Source organism: Hyphomicrobiales bacterium, from assembly GCA_016710435.1.
GTDB lineage: Bacteria > Pseudomonadota > Alphaproteobacteria > Rhizobiales > Aestuariivirgaceae > Aestuariivirga.
In genome coordinates, this window is sequence record JADJVV010000001.1 from 1,318,875 (window position 1) to 1,337,737 (window position 18,863).

The window sequence follows — 18,863 nt, forward strand, 5'->3', positions numbered from 1 at the left end:
CGCGCCACTTTTCTTTCCGTCCGGCTGGGCACGACTCCAAAGGAGCAAGGGGCGCCGCGATGAATGATCCTGTTTCACTCTGGATTGCCGACAAGGCCAACAAGATTCCTGTTGGACCGTGGGGCAAGAACCTCATTGATTTTATCGTGACGTGGTTTGAATGGTTGTTTGATGGCTTGAAGAACGGCCTCAACGCCCTCGTCGAAGGCACGACATGGATCCTCTTGCAGTGCCCACCGATCCTTCTCGCAATCCTGCTCACGGCGGCCGCCTACTTCCTGCAGAAAAAGAAATGGCTCGCCGCGGGCGTGCTGCTCGGATTTCTCTTCATCCTCAATCAGGGACTCTGGAAAGAGACGGTGCAGACGCTCGTGCTCGTGCTCTATGCTACGGCGCTCTCCATGGCGATCGGCGTGCCGCTCGGCATCTGGGCCGCCCACAAGCCACGGGTATGGCAATCCCTGCAGCCGGTCATGGACCTGATGCAGACCATGCCCACCTTCGTCTATCTCATTCCCATCCTCATCCTCTTCGGACTGGGTGCGGCGCCGGCACTGATCGTGACGATCATCTTCGCCATGCCCGCCCCGGTGCGCATGACCTACCTCGGCATCACTTCGATACCCAAGCCCATGATCGAAGCCGGTGAAAGTTTTGGCGCCACGAAGCGGCAGCTGCTGTGGAAGGTCGAACTGCCCGCCGCCCTGCCGACCATCATGGCGGGCCTCACGCAGTGCATCATGCTCTCGCTGTCCATGGTGGTGATCGCGACCCTGATCGGCGCGCCGTCGCTGGGCAACCCTGTCAACCGCGCCCTCAACAACCGCAACATTCCCTTGGGCATTGAGGCGGGTCTGGCAATCGTCGTTCTTGCGATCATCCTGGACCGTGTGCTGGCCGTGAAGTCGGGAGGCCGGAAATGACCACGGCTGTTGAATTCAAGAAGGTCGACATCATCTTCGGTGACAAGACGCAAACCGCACTGAAGATGCTGGACGACGGCAAGAGCCGCTCCGACATCCTCTCGGCCACGGGCTCGGTCCTGGGCGCGGCGGATGCCAGCCTGGCCGTGAGGGAGGGCGAAATCAGCGTCCTCATGGGGCTATCGGGTTCAGGCAAATCCACCCTGCTGCGGGCCGTCAACGGCTTGAACAAGGTGACGCGCGGTGAAGTGCTGGTGCGTCATAACGGCAAGATGGTCGACGTCGTCTCCTGCAAACCGGAGGAGCTGCGCGAGATCCGCCAGCATGCGGTTGCCATGGTCTTCCAGCAGTTTGCCCTGCTGCCCTGGCGCACGGTGGCGGAAAATGCCGGCTTCGGTTTGGAACTCGCAGGTGTTCCCGACGAAGAGCGCAAAACCCGCGTGGACCGTCAGTTGAAGCTCGTGGGCCTCGACAACTGGTCGGGAAAATATGTCCACGAATTGTCGGGCGGCATGCAGCAGCGTGTGGGACTTGCCCGCGCCTTTGCAACGGAAGCCCCCATTCTCCTCATGGACGAGCCGTTCTCGGCCCTCGATCCCCTGATCCGCACCAAGTTGCAGGATGAATTGCTGCAGCTGCAGAAGGAACTGAAGAAGACGATCGTCTTCGTCAGCCATGATCTCGAGGAGGCGCTGAAGCTCGGCAACACCATCACGATCATGGAAGGCGGCCGCATCGTGCAGTCGGGCCGTCCCGAAGATATTGTGTTGCGCCCTGCCAACGACTACGTGAAGGACTTCATCGCCAATGTGAATCCGCTCTCGGTGCTTACCGCCTGGAACGTGATGCGCGCACCACATGAACTGGTGAAGGACAAGGGCGGCTGGATCTGGCTCGACCGCCGCAAGACCACCCGTTTCAAGCTCGGCAAGGACAACCGGGTGACTGTAGTGGAGCGAGAAGGTGGACCCGCCACCTGGCTCTCCTGCGCCGAGGCGGATAAATCCTTCGACGCCAAGACCCGCCCGGTCTTCTGGGCCACGCCCGGCACGCCGCTCCGCACGGTCATGCTCGCCATGCACCGCTCGGAAACGGCACCGGTGGCATTGTTTAACGACGACAACACCTTTGCCGGTTCCATTGGTGTCAGGGACGTGTTGCAGGCGGTCTTGAAACGGCAGGACTAGGGCGATTTCCCTGGCCCCGGGGGCATTGCTTGACCCGGTGGGCCTGCCCTGCCAAAGAGCGCGCAAACAGGTTTCCGGGCATGTCCGGAGATCCATGCCTGCACAGATCCCGGACTCATGAGCATCGATCCCTCCCTTATCCGCAATTTTTCCATCGTCGCCCATATCGATCATGGCAAGTCCACGCTGGCCGACCGCCTGATCCAGCTCACCGGGGCCGTGTCGGACCGCGAGATGCAGGACCAGATCCTCGACTCAATGGACCTGGAGCGTGAGCGCGGCATCACCATCAAGGCCAACACAGTGCGCCTCGAATACAAGGCGAAGGACGGTAAAACCTACATCCTGAATCTTATCGACACGCCCGGGCACGTGGACTTTGCCTATGAGGTGTCACGTTCACTGGCTGCCTGTGAAGGCGCACTGCTTGTCGTCGATGCCTCGCAGGGCGTGGAAGCCCAGACACTGGCCAACGTCTATCAGGCCATCAATGCCAATCTTGAGATTGTCCCGGTGCTGAACAAGGTAGACCTGCCCGCGGCAGAGCCCGATCGCATCAAGCAGCAGATCGAGGATGTGATCGGCATTGATGCACAAGAAGCAATCCTGATTTCCGCAAAGACCGGGCTCGGTGTGCCTGACGTTCTGGAGGCGATCATCACACGGTTGCCCGCGCCCCAGGGAGAACGCAATGCGCCGCTCAAGGCGCTGCTGGTCGACTCCTGGTACGACCCCTACCTTGGCGTCGTGGTGCTCGTGCGCATCAGGGACGGCGTGCTCAAGAAGGGCATGAAGGTAAAGATGATGGGCACGGGCGGCACCTACACGCTGGAACGCGTGGGCGTATCCACGCCCAAGAAGGTGGTTGTCGACGAATTGGGTCCGGGTGAGATCGGTTTCTTCACCGCCGCCATCAAGGAAGTGGCCGACACCCGCGTGGGCGATACCATCACCGAGGAAAAAAACCCGACAGCCAAGGCCCTGCCGGACTTCAAGGAGGCGCAGTCCGTGGTGTTCGCGGGCTTCTTCCCGGTGGATGCCTCCGAGTTCGAGGACCTCCGCGATGCCATGGGCAAGCTCCGCCTGAACGATGCGTCCTTCACCTATGAGATGGAAACCTCTGCGGCGCTGGGCTTCGGCTTCCGCTGTGGTTTCCTTGGGTTGCTTCATCTCGAAATCATCCGTGAGCGGATTGAACGCGAGTTCAATGTCGAGATCATCACCACGGCTCCGAGCGTCATCTACAAGATCAACCTGCGGGACGGCACGCAGGTCGACATGCACAATCCTGCCGACATGCCGGATGTGTCGCTCATCCTGAGCATGGAAGAGCCCTGGATTGAAGCGACGATCTTCGTTCCGGATGATTATCTGGGCTCCGTACTCAAGCTCTGCGAAGACCGCCGCGGCCGCCAGAAGCAGCTCACCTATGCGGGCTCGCGCGCCATGGTGGTCTACGACCTGCCGCTCAACGAAGTTGTTTTCGATTTCTATGATCGTCTCAAATCCGTGTCGAAAGGCTATGCCTCCTTCGACTACAAGATGACTGAATATCTTCAGGCCGACCTCGTCAAGCTCTCGATCCTGGTGAACGAAGAGCCCGTCGATGCGCTCTCCATGGTGGTCCACCGCACCCGCGCCGAACAGCGCGGCCGCGTGATGTGCGAGAAACTGAAGGACCTCATCCCGAATCACATGTTCAAGATTCCGATCCAGGCGGCGATCGGCGGCAAGATCGTGGCGCGCGAAACAATCTCGGCCCTGCGCAAGGACGTGACGGCCAAGTGCTATGGCGGCGACATCAGCCGCAAGCGCAAACTTCTGGACAAGCAGAAGGAAGGCAAGAAGAAGATGCGGCAGTTCGGCAAGGTCGACATCCCGCAGGAAGCCTTTATCGCGGCGCTGAAAATGGACGAGAACTGATCAGGCCGTTGCGGGTCTGGGCGCAACTTTGCCCGCAAACCACCAGCAGATGACTGCGAGCACGCCGCCGGCATAGCCGTCAACGGCATAGTGCCAGCCCAACACGATCGACCCGATGAGGATCAGGCCAGCGAATGGCACGGTGAACCAGAGAAACCACCGTTGTCCCCAGGCCCGCGCCAGCAGGATGAACAGCACGCTTGTCGCCACGTGGAGCGACGGCATCGCCGACACCCCTTCAATTTCACCATGGCCGGCGAGATGGCTTTGCCACAGGGTCGCCTGCGTTGGCACGGCCCAGATGGGATAGACGTCGTTGGCGGACTTGAGCGTGGCCAAGAGTGTCGCGTAGGGGTCCGCTCCCGGGACCACGAGGCCATAGAAGCATGGCCCGGCGGATGACAGCAAGGTTCCCACCACGCATGTGCCCAGCAGCCACAGGCTGAGATAGGCAATGAGATAACGCTGGCGCAGGTGCGAATCCTGCCGCGCATAGCCAAACCAGAAGAAACAGAACAGCAGCACCACGAACCAGAGGTTATAGGCGACGTTGACGAAGAGCAGGGCCGCCGCCGAACTGAGGAATGGCATCAGCCAGTCATGCGGCAGCACACCGCCATGCAGCGCCTTGTCCAGCGCCATGAGAGGCTCATCCCAGCGGAAGGGCACGAGTACGGGAATGGATTTCTTGATGGCGATGAAGCCCACGAAGAAAATGCCGTTGGCGAGAAACGCATGCAGCGCGTTGGCCACCCGTGAAGGCGCAAGAATGTTGGTTTGCAGGGAGTGCAGGAGGGCAAGCGAAGGGCGCCCGCCATATCCCGAACGCCAAAGACGAAAGAGGTCCACCGACAGCCATGCACCAATGAGCACGCCGAGGAAGAGGACGGTCGTGCCGGAAACAAGTGACACCAGGCTGAAATTGATCGGCAGGCCGAGGAGGTAGCACTCCACGATTCCCCAGCCGTAGCTCAGGAGCGCGATGCCATAGAGAACGCGGTGTGCTGCAAATCCGTTGCGAGTGGCCTGCACCACATCGCGCCAATAGGCACTGGCACCGGCAAGCGGCACAGGGGCGGCATCAAGGGTTGTCACGGTCATGCAAAATTCTCCGGCCCCGAGGCTAGGAGAATGGGCGTAAAAGTGACGTTAAGCTGCGGGCGGTTCGCGGAAGGCAGTGCACAGCAGCGCAAGTTCCCGCTCTGCCAGCACTGCACCATCGACGGCGCAATGTAGGCCGGAGCCGGAGCGGGCGGGCTGGGCATGGACGCATCCAGCGCAGGTTCCGAAGCGTGCGGCGCCCCGGCGGCTGATCTCCTGCGCCAGCAGTTCCTCGAGTCCCCGCGCAAAGCGCCGCCGGGTTTTGCCCCCGAGCGTGTCGAGGCCGCCCGCAAGCGACAGCAGCGGGTCTGACTGTAGCTTGGTCAGGCCGGCGTCCGTCAGGTCAAGCAGGACGTGACGCTCATCCACGGCGTTCGTGCTGCGGCGTATCAAGCCCTTCTTTTCCAGCGTGAGCAGGCTTTGGGATATTGTGCCCTTTGTGGTGCCCAGATAGCGCGCCACGCTGCCCGGCGAGCGGGACAGCCTGTTGGCCCGCCCGAGGTAGCGCAAGACCTCCCACTGGGCGGGAACCAGCCCTCCGGCGTGGCCGGCCTGCCGCAGGAGCCGGCTGAGCCGTTCCAGACGGGTGGCGATCTCCAGGGCCGGTGCTGGCGCGTCGTCGTCATTGTCGGCAGCACCTCTTGCCATGGTCAGGCGGCAACCCCGTTTCCAATGGGGCAGGAGACGCCCGTGCCGCCAAGCCCGCAATAACCCGCCGGATTCTTGGCAAGGTATTGCTGGTGGTAGGCCTCGGCGAAATAGAAGGACCCGGCGGCTCCAGTCTCGGTGGTGATCTCCCCATACCCCCTCGCCGTCAGCGCCCTCTGGTAGGACGCCTGCGAAGAACGGATCAACGCTTCGTCGTCGGGGTCTGTCCAGTAGATGGCCGAGCGGTATTGCGTTCCGATGTCGTTGCCCTGGCGCATGCCCTGGGTGGGATCGTGCGATTCCCAGAACACCTTGAGCAGGGCATCGAGGCTCACCTGGGCCGGGTCATAGACGACGAGAACTGCCTCGGTATGCCCGGTGCGGCCCGTACACACCTCCTCGTAGGTGGGATTGGGGGTGATGCCGCCCGCATTGCCGACGGCTGTCACCCACACGCCTGGCACCTCCCAGAAGCGCCGCTCGGCACCCCAGTAGCAGCCCATGGCAACGATAATGCTACGGGATCCCTCCCGATAAGGGCCTTTGAGGGGACGACCCGAGACAAAATGCGTGGCCGCCGTCGCGATTGGCGCGGTCCGGCCGGGCAGGGCTGACGCCTTGTCCACTTGCCGTGATTTCTGCGAGAAGAACATGCTTGGATTTCCTTCGTTGATGGATACCATATAAGCGGCCCGTTCCCAAACCACGATGGCCACCCCGTGCACATTCCCTTGAATGCGCCGTTATCGGCTCTTGAACCTTTTGATTCCCCGGCTATAAGCCTCCGCGAACGGAAGGGTGGCCGAGTGGTTTAAGGCGCACGCCTGGAACGCGTGTTTACGTGAAAGCGTAACGAGGGTTCGAATCCCTCCTCTTCCGCCATAATTCTTTGAAAACCGACTATAGCGCTCGACAGGCGCTGAATTCCTTTGGTTTCAAAGGGGCGCATGATTGCCTTGAGTCGGTTCCTGTATACTCCGCTGGCGAGGACCTCCTTCAGACTTTGCAAATTCTGCTGAAACTGGCCCATGCAGGGCCGGTCAGGCACGACATGGCGCTCGATCGTTCACGCGGCTTGCGGCGGACGCCGCCAAATTCGGGGCGGCGGATTCCACTGGCAGGGGGTGCTGACAAGATCACAGTTTCATGACAGACTGGCAAGGCTCAGAAAAAAGAAGCGCCTATAAATGTACTTTGCAGACAGTGATCTGTCGCAGAGCTGTAACATTTAGAAAGCAGTAGCTGGGTCTAAACCAAGGAGGTGACTGTGAAAGTGATAACCAGACGTATTGCCGGAGTAGCTCTGGCTTCGACGTTGATTTTTTCGTCGGCGATGTCGAGCGCAAGCTTTGCTGGAACCTTGGCAGAGCTGGAAGCTGCTGCCAAGGCCGAGGGACAGCTCACGACCATCGCGCTGCCCCACGACTGGTGCGGCTATGGTGATGTCATCGCCGGTTTCAAGGCCAAGTATCCCGAAATCACCGTCAATGAGCTGAACCCGGATGCCGGGTCTGCCGACGAACTCGAGGCCATCCGTGCCAACAAGGACAACAAGGGCCCGCAGGCACCCGACGTGATTGACGTTGGTCTTGCCTTCGGACCGCAGTCCAAGACAGAGGGACTGATTCAGCCGTACAAGGTCGCGACGTGGGACGAGATTCCGGCGGACGTGAAGGACGCAGATGGTTTCTGGTATGCCGACTACTATGGCGTGATGGCCTTCGGTGTGAACACGGACATCGTCAAGAATGTTCCATCGGACTGGGCAGACCTGCTGAAGCCGGAATATGCCAACGCCTTTGCACTGACGGGCGACCCCCGTGCCTCCAACCAGGCGATTCTTGCCATCATGTCGACGGGGATGGCCCGTGGAGCCGAACCAGGTCAAGCATCGGGCGAAAAGGGCTTGGAGTTCTTTGCTGAGCTCAACAAGGCTGGAAACTTCGTGCCAGTCTCAGCCAAGTCAGGAACCATCGCGCAAGGCCAAACGCCCATCGTGGCGGCCTGGGACTACAATCTTCTCGCCTGGCGTGATGGCCTCAAAGGCAACCCGCCGATGGAAGTGGTGATTCCGAAGGGCGCATCGCTTGCTGGTGTGTATGTGCAGGCGATCTCCGCTTTTGCGCCTCATCCGAGCGCGGCCAAGCTTTGGATGGAGTATGTCTATTCGGATGAAGGCCAGCTTGGCTGGCTCAAGGGCTATTGTCACCCCGCCCGCTTCACGGCCATGGTGGCAGCCGGCAAGATCCCGAAGGAACTGATGGACAAGCTCCCGCCCGCCGAAGCCTATGACAAGGCTGTCTTCCCGACGGTTGAACAGCAGGCCGCCAACAAGAAGGCGGTTACCGAAGGCTGGGATAAGGTCGTCGGCGCCAACGTTCAGTAGTCGAAAACACTTCGACCTCCGCCACAACACAAATGGGGCGGAGGTCGTCCTGTCGGGGTGTGAGACTTATGTCCGCAGTTGTCCAGAATGCTAGGCGACTACCAATATCTTTGAATTGGCTAGGGGTTGCACCCTTCCTGATCTTTGCTGTTCTTTTCCTCATTCTTCCGACGCTCCATATCGTCGTGGGCGCATTCCGCACGCCTGAAGGCAGCTTGACGCTTGCGAACCTGCAAGGTCTTGCTGCGCCCAATATTGTAAATGCAACATGGATATCGATGAAGCTCAGCCTCCTGACGGCGCTGCTGGGCTGTGTGGTTGGCCTTCTGTTGGCCATCACCACCACGCGGGGTGGACTGCCATCGGGATTGCGTGATGCAACACTCACCTTCGCTGGCGTTGCCTCGAATTTCGCCGGTGTGCCGCTCGCCTTTGCGTTCATTGCGACGCTTGGCAGGCTCGGACTTCTGACGGTGGTGCTGAACCAGTGGGTTGGCTTCAACATATACGCGACCGGGTTCAATCTGATCAGCTTTACCGGCCTGACACTGGCTTACCTGTATTTTCAGATTCCTCTCATGCTGCTGATCATCACACCCGCTGTCGACGGCTTGAAGCGGGAATGGCGAGAGGCGGCCGAAAGCCTCGGGGCAAGTGGCGTGCAATATTGGCGCATGATAGCACTTCCCGTACTCTGGCCCTCTCTGCTCGGCACCTTTGCGCTGCTGTTTGCCAATGCCTTTGGCGCGGTTGCAACTGCCATGGCACTCACCGGCTCGTCTCTCTCGATCGTGCCCATCATCCTCTTTGCGCAGATCCGCGGTGACGTGCTCCAGGATCCGCATCTCGGCTATGCCATTGCCTTCGGCATGATCGTCATTACCGGCATTGCCAATCTCATCTACATCGTGTTGCGCGCGCGTGCGGAGAGATGGCAGAAATGAAAATTACACGCTTCTGGTCTTGGCTGACCTTTGCCTTGGGTTTCCTCTTTTTCTTCCTCCCGCTGATTGGCACTTTCGAATTCTCATTGCGCGCACGCCGTGGCGTCTACTCCTTCGATGCCTATCGCAGCGTCCTCGGTGATCCGCAGTTCCGCGAGACATTCACATATTCTGTTGTGATGGCTCTCCTTACCATTGTTCTCGGCATCCTCATCGTGACGCCAACGGCCTTCTGGGTACGCCTCAAGCTGCCGCGGCTCCGCCCTGTGATAGAGTTCATAACACTGCTCCCGCTGGTTATTCCGCCGATCGTGATCGTCTTCGGCTATATCCGGCTCTACAACACCTCCAGCTATCTGCCGCTGACCGGAAGCGCCTTCGGGACCAACCTTCTGCTGATGTGTGGTTATGCAACATTGGCCCTGCCATATATGTATCGTGCCGTCGACACGGGGTTGCGGACCATCGATGTTCGCACCTTGACGGAAGCCGCTCAAAGCCTCGGGGCCGGGTGGTTTACCATCATCACGCGTCTGATTCTGCCAAATGTCCTGGTTGCAGTCCTCTCTGGTGCGTTTTTGACATTTGCCATTGTCATTGGGGAATATGTCTTCGCGGCCTTGTTGAACCGTCCGGCCTTCGGGCCTTATATGGTTTGGATGGGCGGAAACCGCGCCTATGAACCAGCGGCACTTGCAGTCATCGCTTTCAGCATCACTTGGGCCTGCATGGGGCTGATCCAACTCGCTACCCGTTTCTCGAAACATTCAAGAGCTCAGCGCTGATGTCATTCCTCCAACTCCAACACCTCGAGAAAGCCTTCGGTAGCCAGCGCGTGGTGACGGACTTCAGTATTGATATTCAGCAAGGCGAGTTCGTATCTCTCCTTGGGCCGTCGGGGTGTGGCAAGACCACTGTGCTCCGCATGGTGGCCGGATTTGAGTCTCCTTCAACGGGTGCAATCCGGATTGAAGGCAAGGATATTGTCAACCTGCGTCCAAACCAGCGCAATATCGGAATGGTTTTCCAGTTCTATGCATTGTTTCCAAACCTGACCGTCGCGCAAAATATTGCTTTTGGTCTTAAGATTGCGGGCATGGCCAAGTCTCAACGTGAGGCCCGCGTGACGGAGATGCTCAAGCTGATCGGGTTGCCGGAGCTTGGTGGTCGCTATCCTTTCCAGCTTTCGGGTGGCCAGCAGCAGCGTGTGGCTCTTGCGCGCGCGATAGCCGTGCGTCCCAAGGTGCTCTTGCTTGATGAGCCACTCTCGGCTCTCGACGCCAAGATTCGCGTTAGCCTGCGTGAGGAAATCCGGGCCATCCAGCGGGAACTGGGGATCACGACGATATTCGTCACCCATGACCAGGAAGAAGCCCTGACCATGTCTGATCGCGTGGTGGTTATGAATGGTGGGATTGCAGAGCAGGTCGGCATTCCTCATGAGGTATACAATCGTCCGACAACCCAGTTCGTTGCAAACTTTGTCGGAACCCTCAACAACTTCGTTGCAATCGTGGAAAATCCGCAAATCGGTTTGCTCCGTCTGGGCAGTACGGAAATCCGAATTCCGGACGGGAAAGTCGCCCGGAGATCCAAGGGGGACAGGCAGACCCTGGCGCTGCGGCCAGAAGCGGTGCATCTGGGCAGACATCAATCAAGCGATGTTCACCTGTCGGCGAAGGTTGAAGAGGTCAGCTTCCTCGGCTCCGTCATTCGCATTCGTGCAAACGTGGCCGGCACCCCGGTTTCACTCGATACATTCAATCGCACAGACGTTGCTCCGCCATCGATCGGCTCCGGAATCGAGGTTTCCTTTTCGGTTCGGGATCTTATTGTTCTTGCTGACTGAGGCACGGCAAGGTTTGCGTGAATGTGAATTCGGTGATTTCCGAATCGCGCGCAGTACATCCGAAATGCAGGTTCATTGGTTCAGCACCTGTTGAGGCGCTGAATTCCACGCAGGATTTCTTCTTCGCTGCATGCCGCATAGCCGGGAACAAGTCCGTGTTGGTTTGAACCGGGATAATTGAATTCAGCCACGGCAGACTGGAACAGGGGGCAGCGAACTCGGCCGAACCCCCTTCCGCCATACCTCTTGCGTGGACCTCCGAGCAACCTGATTGACGGTGCGGAACCTGATTCGCGTTTGGTTCCGGAGGGGGTGACTTCATGTTCCCCTGTGCTAGCATTCTCCCCATGAACCTGGCGAAAGCCCGGGATGAACAGGGAGTATTTTCATGAAACACTTCACACTCAAGTCCCTGCTGGCGGGGGCAGCGATCCTTGCGCTGACCGCGTCGGCATCCTTCGCCGAGGTCGTCTTCAACCGCGGCAATTCGGCCGATCCTGAATCCCTCGATCCGCACAAGACCTCGACCGTCTACGAAGCCAACATCCTGCGCGATCTCTTCTCGGGTCTGATGATCCACAATGCCAAGGCCGAAGTGGAGCCCGGCGCCGCGGAAAGCTACACGGTCTCGGGCGACGGCAAGGTGTACACCTTCAAGATGCGCGCCGGCGCCAAATGGTCGGACGGCACGCCCGTCACCGCCAATGATTTCGTCTTCTCCTGGCAACGCTTGGTGAACAAGGATACGGCTGCCGAATACGCCTACATGCTCGCCCCCGTTGTGAATGCCGAAGACATCACCGCCGGCAAGAAGAAGCCTGAAGAACTGGGCGCGAAGGCTCTCGACGACATGACCTTCGAGGTGACGCTCAATGCGCCGACGCCCTACTTCCTCGAGATGCTGACACACCAGGCCACCTACGCCATCAGCAAGGCCAACGTGGACAAGTTTGGCGCCGACTTCATCAAGCCGGGCAACCTCGTCTCCAACGGCCCCTACATGCTCGCTGAATTCGTGCCCAACGATCACATCAAGGTCGTGAAGAACCCGAACTTCTACGACACCGCCAATGTCCAGATCGACACCGTCAACTACATCCCCACGGAAGACCGCGCCACGGCCATGAAGCGGCTGGAGGCGGGCGAGCTTGATTCCAACGACGACATTCCCACCGAACAGTTGACTGAGTTGAAGGCGAAGTTCGGCGACCAGGTGCGTATCGGTCCGTATCTTGGCACCTACTACTACGTCTTCAAGACCGACAAGGAACCGTGGAAGAACGTGAAGCTGCGCCACGCAATCTCCATGGCGATCGACCGCGATTACCTCGCCGAAAAAGTCTGGCAGAACACCATGCTGCCCGCCTATTCGCTGGTACCTCCGGGCATCAAGGGCTACGAAGCGCAGCCCACGGATTATGCCGAAAAGCCGCAACTCGACCGCGAGGACGAAGCCAAGAAGATCCTGACGGAACTGGGCTACGGACCGGACAAGCCGTTGAAGATGGAGATCCGCTTCAACACCTCGGAAAACCACAAGAACACGGCCGTCGCCATTCAGGAACAGCTGAAGCCGCTCGGCGTCGAAGTCTCGTTGGTCAACACCGACACCAAGACGCACTACGGTTTCCTGGAACAGAAGGGTGACTTCGATATCGCTCGCGGCGGCTGGATTGCGGACTACAAGGACCCATCCAATTTCCTCGACCTCTGCAAGACGGGAACGGGCAACAACTACGGCCAGTATGCCAACCCGGAATACGACAAGCTGCTTGCGGACGCCGCGGCGGCCGATGGTGATGCGCGAATGAAGAAGCTGGAAGAAGCGGAAGCAATCGGCGTCGCCCGCGACTTGTGCTTCGTGCCGCTGCTTTACTACAGCTACCACACGATCGTGTCCTCCAAGCTCTCCGGCTGGGAAGACAACGTCATGGACGTTCATCCCACGCGCTTCATCAAGAAGAACTGATTTTAACGAAGGCCATCCGCCCTCTCTCACCGGAGGGCGGATGGACATGTTCTTCCCATGCTGCGTTATGTCCTAAGGCGCCTGCTCACGGCCATCCCGACGCTCTTCGTGATCGTCACGATGTCGTTTTTCCTGATCCGTGTGGCCCCCGGGGGGCCGTTCAACCAGGAGAAAGGACTAAATCCCGTCATCAAGGCCAACCTCGAGCGCCAGTTCGGCCTCGATCTTCCGCTTTGGAAGCAGTACCTGAACTACCTCAACCATCTCCTGCACGGAAACTTCGGGCCTAGTTACAATCTGCCCGACTTCACCGTGGGTGAGTTGTTCCGTACGGGCCTGCCCGTCTCGATCCAACTCGGGACCAGTGCCCTCGTACTGGCGCTGCTGTTCGGCGGTATTCTCGGGGTATTCGCCGCGCTCTATCAAAACCGCCCGGCCGACTATGCTGTCGTTGCCACGGCCACGGCCGGCAGCACCATTCCCACATTTGTCGTGGCACCGCTGTTCCAGCTGTTCTTTGCTCTCACGCTGAAGTGGGTGCCTGTTGGTGGCTGGGGCGATGGTGCCTTCGTCAACAAGGTGGGGCCGGTGATCACGCTGATGTTGCCCCAGCTTGCCATCGTGGCGCGTCTCATGCGGGGCTCGATGATCGAGTCACTGCGTGCCCATCACATTCGCACCGCACGGGCGATGGGGCTGTCGGATTTTTCCGTTGTCGTCCGTCACGCCATGCGGGGTGCCCTGTTGCCGATCGTCTCCTACGCGGGCCCCGCCGCGGCCTCGCTCCTTACAGGTTCGCTCATTGTCGAGTACATCTTCGCCATACCGGGCGTAGGCCGATATTTCGTCGATGCCGCACTCAACCGCGATTACACCCTGGTCATGGGAACCGTCGTCGTCATCGCCATCTTCACGCTTCTCTTCAACCTCATCGTCGACCTGCTCTACGCCATCGTTGATCCACGGGTCCGCTATGACTGACGCCGCTGCAAAGCTGCCCGCTGCCGGGCGCTCGCTCTGGGCTGATGCGCGGGCACGGCTGCTGCGCAACAAGGCTGCCATGGTGAGTATCATCTATCTTGCCGTGATGACGCTTGCCTGCATCTTCGGACCATTTCTGGTCCCCAATGATTTCACGACAATCCATGCCGACTACACGCGCATTCCCCCGTCACTCTCGGCGTATCCCAAGGCCGACGGGATCGAAGCTGCCCTGAACGATGCCTTGCGCCGCGCCCGGCTTGATCTCGTGGATTGGAAGCAGGACGGCGCAACTGTCGAAGTGAATGTGAAGGCGACAAAGCCCATTGACCCCCGTGTCATCCGCTATCTCGATCGCTCCGATGTCTTCGAGACGTCGGCCGTCAAGGCGTCTTCGGCCGATGGCCTGACCATGACCATGACGACGGAAGTACAGCAGACCTATTTCTATTTCGGAACCGACAGCAATGGCCGCGATCTTCTCCAGCGCACGCTTGTGGCGGGTCGTGTCTCCCTGGCAATCGGACTGCTTGCGGGTCTCGTGGCTGTGGTGATCGGCGTTCTCTACGGTGCCGCCGCCGGCCTCATGGGTGGCAAGACTGACGAAGTGATGATGCGCGTCGTCGACATTCTCTACTCACTGCCCTTCATCTTCTTCGTCATCATGCTGGTGGTCTTCTTCGGGCGAAATTTCATCCTGATGTTCCTCGCCGTGGGAGCGGTGCTGTGGCTCGACATGGCACGCATCGTGCGGGGACAGGCCCTGTCGCTGAAGCGGCAGGAATATGTGCAGGCGGCCGAAGCCTTGGGCGTGTCCCGCTGGGGAATTCTCATCCGCCATGTGGTTCCGAACCTGCTGGGCCCGGTCGTCATCTACATGACGCTGCTCGTGCCACAGGTCATAATCCTCGAAAGTTTCCTCTCCTATCTGGGGCTGGGTGTGCAGGAGCCCATGTCGAGCTGGGGCGTGCTGATCTCACAGGGTGCGAAGTCCATTCCCGGCGCCAAGTGGCTGCTGGTGTTCCCGTCGCTCTTCCTCACCACGACGCTCTTTGCCCTCAATTTCATCGGGGATGGCCTGCGCGATGCCCTCGACCCGAAGGACCGCTGACATGGAGCCCATCCTGTCGCTCAAAGATGTGTCCGTCCGTTTCCACACGCTTGATGGCATTGTCGATGCCGTAAATGGCGTGTCGCTTGATGTGTCTGCCGGAGAAACGCTGGCCATCGTCGGCGAGTCCGGGTCCGGCAAGAGCCAGTTGATGATGGCGGCGATGGGTCTTCTCGCCGGCAACGGCGAGGCTCGAGGCGAGGCGAGGTTTGGCGGTCAGAACCTCATCGGTCTCGCCAAGAAAGACCTGAACAGCATCCGCGGCCGCCGCGTCACGATGATCTTTCAGGAGCCCATGACGTCCCTCGATCCGCTGTACACCGTCGGAAGCCAGCTGATCGAACCCATCATGCAGCATCAGCAGATGAATGCGGCCCAGGCCGAGGCGCGAGCACTTGAGATGCTGGAACTGGTGAGGATTCCCGATGCCCGACGCCGCATGGCCTCCTATCCCCATGAAATGTCCGGTGGCCAGCGCCAACGTGTGATGATTGCCATGGCGCTGGCAAACAACCCCGAACTCCTGATCGCCGATGAGCCGACGACGGCGCTCGATGTCACCATCCAGGCAGAAATCCTCGAACTCATGGCGGATTTGCAGAAGCGCCTTGGCATGGCGATGATCTTCATCACCCATGACCTGAACATCGTGCGCCGCATCGCCCAGAAGGTGGCCGTCATGCGCCGGGGCGAGGTGGTAGAGGAGGGAACCACAAACGTGATCTTCGCCCGGCCGGCCCATGCCTATACCAAGGCACTTCTTGAAGCTGAACCAACAGGCCGCAAGGCGCCCGTCCCAGCCAGCGCCCCTGTCATCCTGTGCGGCACGGACACGCGCGTGAGCTTTGCCTTGGGTGGCGGCTTTTTCTCCAAGCCGACAGCCATCCTGCGTGCTGTCGACCGGGTGTCCGTCACCCTTCGCAGGGGCCAGACCATCGGCATCGTCGGTGAATCGGGTTCGGGAAAATCCACGCTCGCTCGCGCACTCCTGCGCCTCTTGCCCAGCGAAGGCGCCATCACCTTTGAAGGCCGCAGCATCGCCAGGTTGGATGCCGCAGCGATGCGCCCCCTGCGCCGGCAACTTCAGGTCGTGTTGCAGGACCCGTTCGGCTCCCTCTCCCCACGCATGACGGCGGGCCAGATCATCACCGAAGGCCTTCTCGTCCACGAGCCGGGAATCTCTTCCGCGGAGCGGGACCGCCGCGCAGTAAAGGCGATGGAGGAAGTGCAGATCGACCCTTCGCTCCGAAACCGCTACCCCCACGAATTCTCCGGCGGGCAGCGCCAGCGCATCGCCATTGCCCGCGCCATCATCCTCAAACCCAAGGTGGTCGTGCTTGATGAGCCGACATCGGCGCTGGACCGCCAGGTGCAGAAGCAGATCGTCGAATTGCTCCGCGACCTGCAGACCGCGAATGGTTTGTCCTATCTCTTCATCAGCCATGACCTCGCTGTTGTGCGCGCCATGGCGGACCACATCATGGTGATGAAGGACGGCCGGCTCGTCGAGGAAGGGACACCAGACGATGTGATGGACCATCCCCGCAACCCCTACACCCGCCGGCTCATGGCTGCCGCCTTTCCCTCGACCGTTCACGCCTGAGGAGTTTCATGACCCGCCGCTTTGCCCATCCCGACAAGATCACATTCATCAATTCGGCGCATCAGGACGCGGCCGGCGACACAGCCACCATTGAGGAGACCGTGAAGGCAATCCTCCCGGACGTGCGCCAACACGGCGATGCCGCCGTGCGCCGCTATGCACTGCAGTTCGACAAGACCTGTCCGGACAAGTTTGAAGTCGCAAGCAGGAATAACAGGACGCACTTCAGGCTCTGGATCGGCAGACGCGCGAGGACACGGAATTCGCCATCGGAAGCGTGCGTGCCTTTGCAGAGGCGCAACTGAAGACCATCCATGGCGAGCGTGGTCTACTCGGACAAGTGTTGCGGCACCAACCACACACTGCCGACCATGGCCGCAGGCCGCCAAGCGGGCGGGCTGTGGGTGGGGTCCTCGTCAAGATCTGCACCATCAGTGGCTGGACGAGCGCGGTGTCGCTGCGGTTGCACCGCCAGCCGCACGGCAAAGTGCCACGGAGGGGATGGAAGCCCACCGCCGCGCCGCCGTCTTCCGGCTGAGCAGGCGCCAGATGGCCTGAACCGGGTCAAATTGACTCATCATGGTCGGGCATGGCAGTATCGTTCCTATGTGCTTTCACCTCACAGCCCTGGGCGACGTCATTCCCCTGCTTGCGCGTACGGCCAAGACCGACGTGATGGTGAATTGCGCGCGTATCGGGTTCAAGCCGTAAGTCCTTGTTGGAATGAGTTGTGTGGCGGGCCAGTCGGCTGCCGGAACCAGCCTTCACAAGGAAAGAGACCATGACAGTCCATCAGAAGAACCTGAACATCGACGAGATCGTCAAGTCAGATATCGCCCATCATTTTCATCCGTTCACGGATCACAAGTCGTTCCACGCCGGGGGCGGCCCGCGGGTCATCACCCATGGGGATGGCGTCTACATCTGGGACGGAAAGGGCAACAAGATTCTCGACGGCATGTCGGGGCTGTGGTGCGTGAACATCGGCTATGGGCGGAAGGAATTGGCCGACGTGGCCTACCGCCAGATGCTCGACCTGCCTTACTACAACACCTTTTTCAAGACGACGACTGTGCCCGCCACCGAACTGGCGGCCAAGATTTCGTCCGTGCTGCCTAAGCGTTTCCAGCATGTTTTCTTCACGAATTCCGGCTCTGAGGGCAACGACACCATTGTCCGCTGGGTGAGGCACTACTGGAAGGTGATGGGCAAGCCCTATCGCCAGCACATCATCGGCCGCCGGCGCGGCTATCATGGTTCGACTTGGGTGGCGGCAAATCTCGGCGGGATGATCGGCATGCATGAGCAGGGCGGCAGCCCGTTGCCAGGCTTTCACCACATCCAGCAGCCCTACTGGTACGACTTCGGCGGTGACAAGAGCCCGGAGGAATTCGGGCTCGAGGCTGCCGCCGAGCTGGAGAGGAAGATCCTCGAACTGGGGCCTGACAACGTTGCCGCTTTTATCGGTGAGCCACTTCAGGGCGCAGCAGGCGTTCTCATTCCGCCCTCCACCTACTGGCCGGAAATTCAGCGCATCTGCCGGAAATACGGGGTCCTCATCATTTCCGACGAAGTCATCTGCGGGTTTGGCCGCACCGGGAAATGGTTTGGCTTTGAGACCTTCGGCTACGAGCCCGACATCGTGAACATGGCCAAGGGCCTGTCCTCAGGCTATCTGCCCATTGGCGCAGTGGCGTTCTCGGAACACCTCATCAAACCCTTCTTCGACAAGGGCGGCGAGTTCTACCATGGCATGACCTATGACGGTCATCCCGTTGCCTCCGCTGTGGCCCTGAAGAACATCGAAATCCTGCAGGACGAGAAGATGGTGGATCGCGTCGCCGAGCTCGCGCCGCACTTCAGCGCCATGCTCAAGGGTTTGGAAGACCATCCCATCGTCGGCGAGACGCGCAGCGTGGGCCTGATCGGCGCGCTGGAACTGACCCGCGACAAGGCCAATCGCGGGCGCTTCCACGATTCCGGCCGGGTTGGAACCGTCTGCCGGGATCACTGTTTCAATGCGGGCCTGATCATGCGCGCCTGCTGGGATACGATGGTCCTGGCACCACCGTTCTGCATCAGCCGCAAGGAGATCGATGAAATTGGCAGGCTGGCGAGGATCGCCCTCGACAAGACCTATGCCGATGTGAAGGCCGAATTGGCATGAGGCCTGTCCACAAACTCCCGGGCCATGGCGTCGCCATATTTGGCCCGATAATTGCTTGTTTTCAAAGGACC

General features: G+C 59.9%; 16 protein-coding genes and 1 tRNA gene. 14 read left to right on the plus strand and 3 right to left on the minus strand.

What is annotated here, in order from left to right; genetic code table 11:
- Positions 1–59 precede the first annotated feature (59 nt).
- From choW to lepA, 3 genes are all read left to right on the plus strand, one after another.
- Positions 60–923 carry a choline ABC transporter permease subunit gene (gene choW, locus IPM06_06480; protein ID MBK8770061.1) on the plus strand — a complete coding sequence of 288 codons (864 nt, stop codon included), beginning with the start codon at positions 60–62 and terminating at the stop codon, positions 921–923.
- The gene (gene choV / locus IPM06_06485; GenBank protein MBK8770062.1) at positions 920–2,110 is read left to right on the plus strand and encodes a choline ABC transporter ATP-binding protein; all 1,191 of its coding nucleotides are present in this window, start codon (positions 920–922) and stop codon (positions 2,108–2,110) included. The genes choW and choV overlap by 4 nt, the downstream gene beginning before the upstream one ends.
- A 117-nt stretch (positions 2,111–2,227) precedes the next feature.
- Positions 2,228–4,033: an elongation factor 4 gene (gene lepA / locus IPM06_06490; protein ID MBK8770063.1), complete on the plus strand. Its 1,806-nt coding sequence runs from the start codon at positions 2,228–2,230 to the stop codon at positions 4,031–4,033.
- Here the strand turns inward: lepA and IPM06_06495 are convergent, their stop codons facing one another.
- From IPM06_06495 to msrA, 3 genes are read right to left on the minus strand one after another with little or no spacing between them, the layout of a single operon-like run.
- Entirely contained in the window at positions 4,034–5,134 is a 1,101-nt protein-coding gene (locus IPM06_06495; GenBank protein ID MBK8770064.1) for a phosphatase PAP2 family protein, read from the minus strand.
- Positions 5,135–5,182: 48 nt separating this feature from the next.
- Complete coding sequence (locus tag IPM06_06500) at positions 5,183–5,782, minus strand: MarR family transcriptional regulator (GenBank protein ID MBK8770065.1); 600 nt, start codon at positions 5,780–5,782, stop codon at positions 5,183–5,185.
- 2 nt (positions 5,783–5,784) lie between these two features.
- Positions 5,785–6,435 (minus strand): peptide-methionine (S)-S-oxide reductase MsrA, encoded by a 651-nt coding sequence (msrA, locus tag IPM06_06505; protein MBK8770066.1) that lies wholly within the window; start codon positions 6,433–6,435, stop codon positions 5,785–5,787.
- Positions 6,436–6,574: 139 nt separating this feature from the next.
- Here msrA and IPM06_06510 point away from each other — a divergent pair.
- From IPM06_06510 to IPM06_06560, 11 genes are all read left to right on the plus strand, one after another.
- Positions 6,575–6,664, plus strand: a tRNA-Ser gene (locus IPM06_06510).
- 451 nt (positions 6,665–7,115) lie between these two features.
- A complete protein-coding gene (locus tag IPM06_06515; GenBank protein ID MBK8770067.1) occupies positions 7,116–8,168 on the plus strand; it encodes an ABC transporter substrate-binding protein in 1,053 nt (350 codons plus the stop codon).
- Positions 8,169–8,236: 68 nt separating this feature from the next.
- The gene (locus tag IPM06_06520) at positions 8,237–9,112 is read left to right on the plus strand and encodes an ABC transporter permease subunit (GenBank protein MBK8770068.1); all 876 of its coding nucleotides are present in this window, start codon (positions 8,237–8,239) and stop codon (positions 9,110–9,112) included.
- On the plus strand, positions 9,109–9,897 hold the full coding sequence (locus IPM06_06525) for an ABC transporter permease (GenBank protein MBK8770069.1): 789 nt from the start codon (positions 9,109–9,111) through the stop codon (positions 9,895–9,897). The genes IPM06_06520 and IPM06_06525 overlap by 4 nt, the downstream gene beginning before the upstream one ends.
- The gene (locus IPM06_06530; protein MBK8770070.1) at positions 9,897–10,961 is read left to right on the plus strand and encodes an ABC transporter ATP-binding protein; all 1,065 of its coding nucleotides are present in this window, start codon (positions 9,897–9,899) and stop codon (positions 10,959–10,961) included. The genes IPM06_06525 and IPM06_06530 overlap by 1 nt, the downstream gene beginning before the upstream one ends.
- A 388-nt stretch (positions 10,962–11,349) precedes the next feature.
- Positions 11,350–12,930 (plus strand): peptide ABC transporter substrate-binding protein, encoded by a 1,581-nt coding sequence (locus IPM06_06535; protein MBK8770071.1) that lies wholly within the window; start codon positions 11,350–11,352, stop codon positions 12,928–12,930.
- A 57-nt stretch (positions 12,931–12,987) separates the two neighbouring features.
- Positions 12,988–13,911: an ABC transporter permease subunit gene (locus IPM06_06540; protein ID MBK8770072.1), complete on the plus strand. Its 924-nt coding sequence runs from the start codon at positions 12,988–12,990 to the stop codon at positions 13,909–13,911.
- Complete coding sequence (locus tag IPM06_06545; GenBank protein MBK8770073.1) at positions 13,904–15,022, plus strand: ABC transporter permease subunit; 1,119 nt, start codon at positions 13,904–13,906, stop codon at positions 15,020–15,022. Before IPM06_06540 ends, IPM06_06545 begins: the two co-directional genes overlap by 8 nt.
- A 1-nt stretch (position 15,023) precedes the next feature.
- Positions 15,024–16,625 (plus strand): ABC transporter ATP-binding protein, encoded by a 1,602-nt coding sequence (locus IPM06_06550; GenBank protein ID MBK8770074.1) that lies wholly within the window; start codon positions 15,024–15,026, stop codon positions 16,623–16,625.
- An 8-nt stretch (positions 16,626–16,633) separates the two neighbouring features.
- The gene (locus tag IPM06_06555) at positions 16,634–16,930 is read left to right on the plus strand and encodes a histidinol dehydrogenase (protein ID MBK8770075.1); all 297 of its coding nucleotides are present in this window, start codon (positions 16,634–16,636) and stop codon (positions 16,928–16,930) included.
- Between the two features lie 476 nt (positions 16,931–17,406).
- Positions 17,407–18,792 carry an aspartate aminotransferase family protein gene (locus tag IPM06_06560; GenBank protein MBK8770076.1) on the plus strand — a complete coding sequence of 462 codons (1,386 nt, stop codon included), beginning with the start codon at positions 17,407–17,409 and terminating at the stop codon, positions 18,790–18,792.
- Positions 18,793–18,863: the final 71 nt, after the last annotated feature.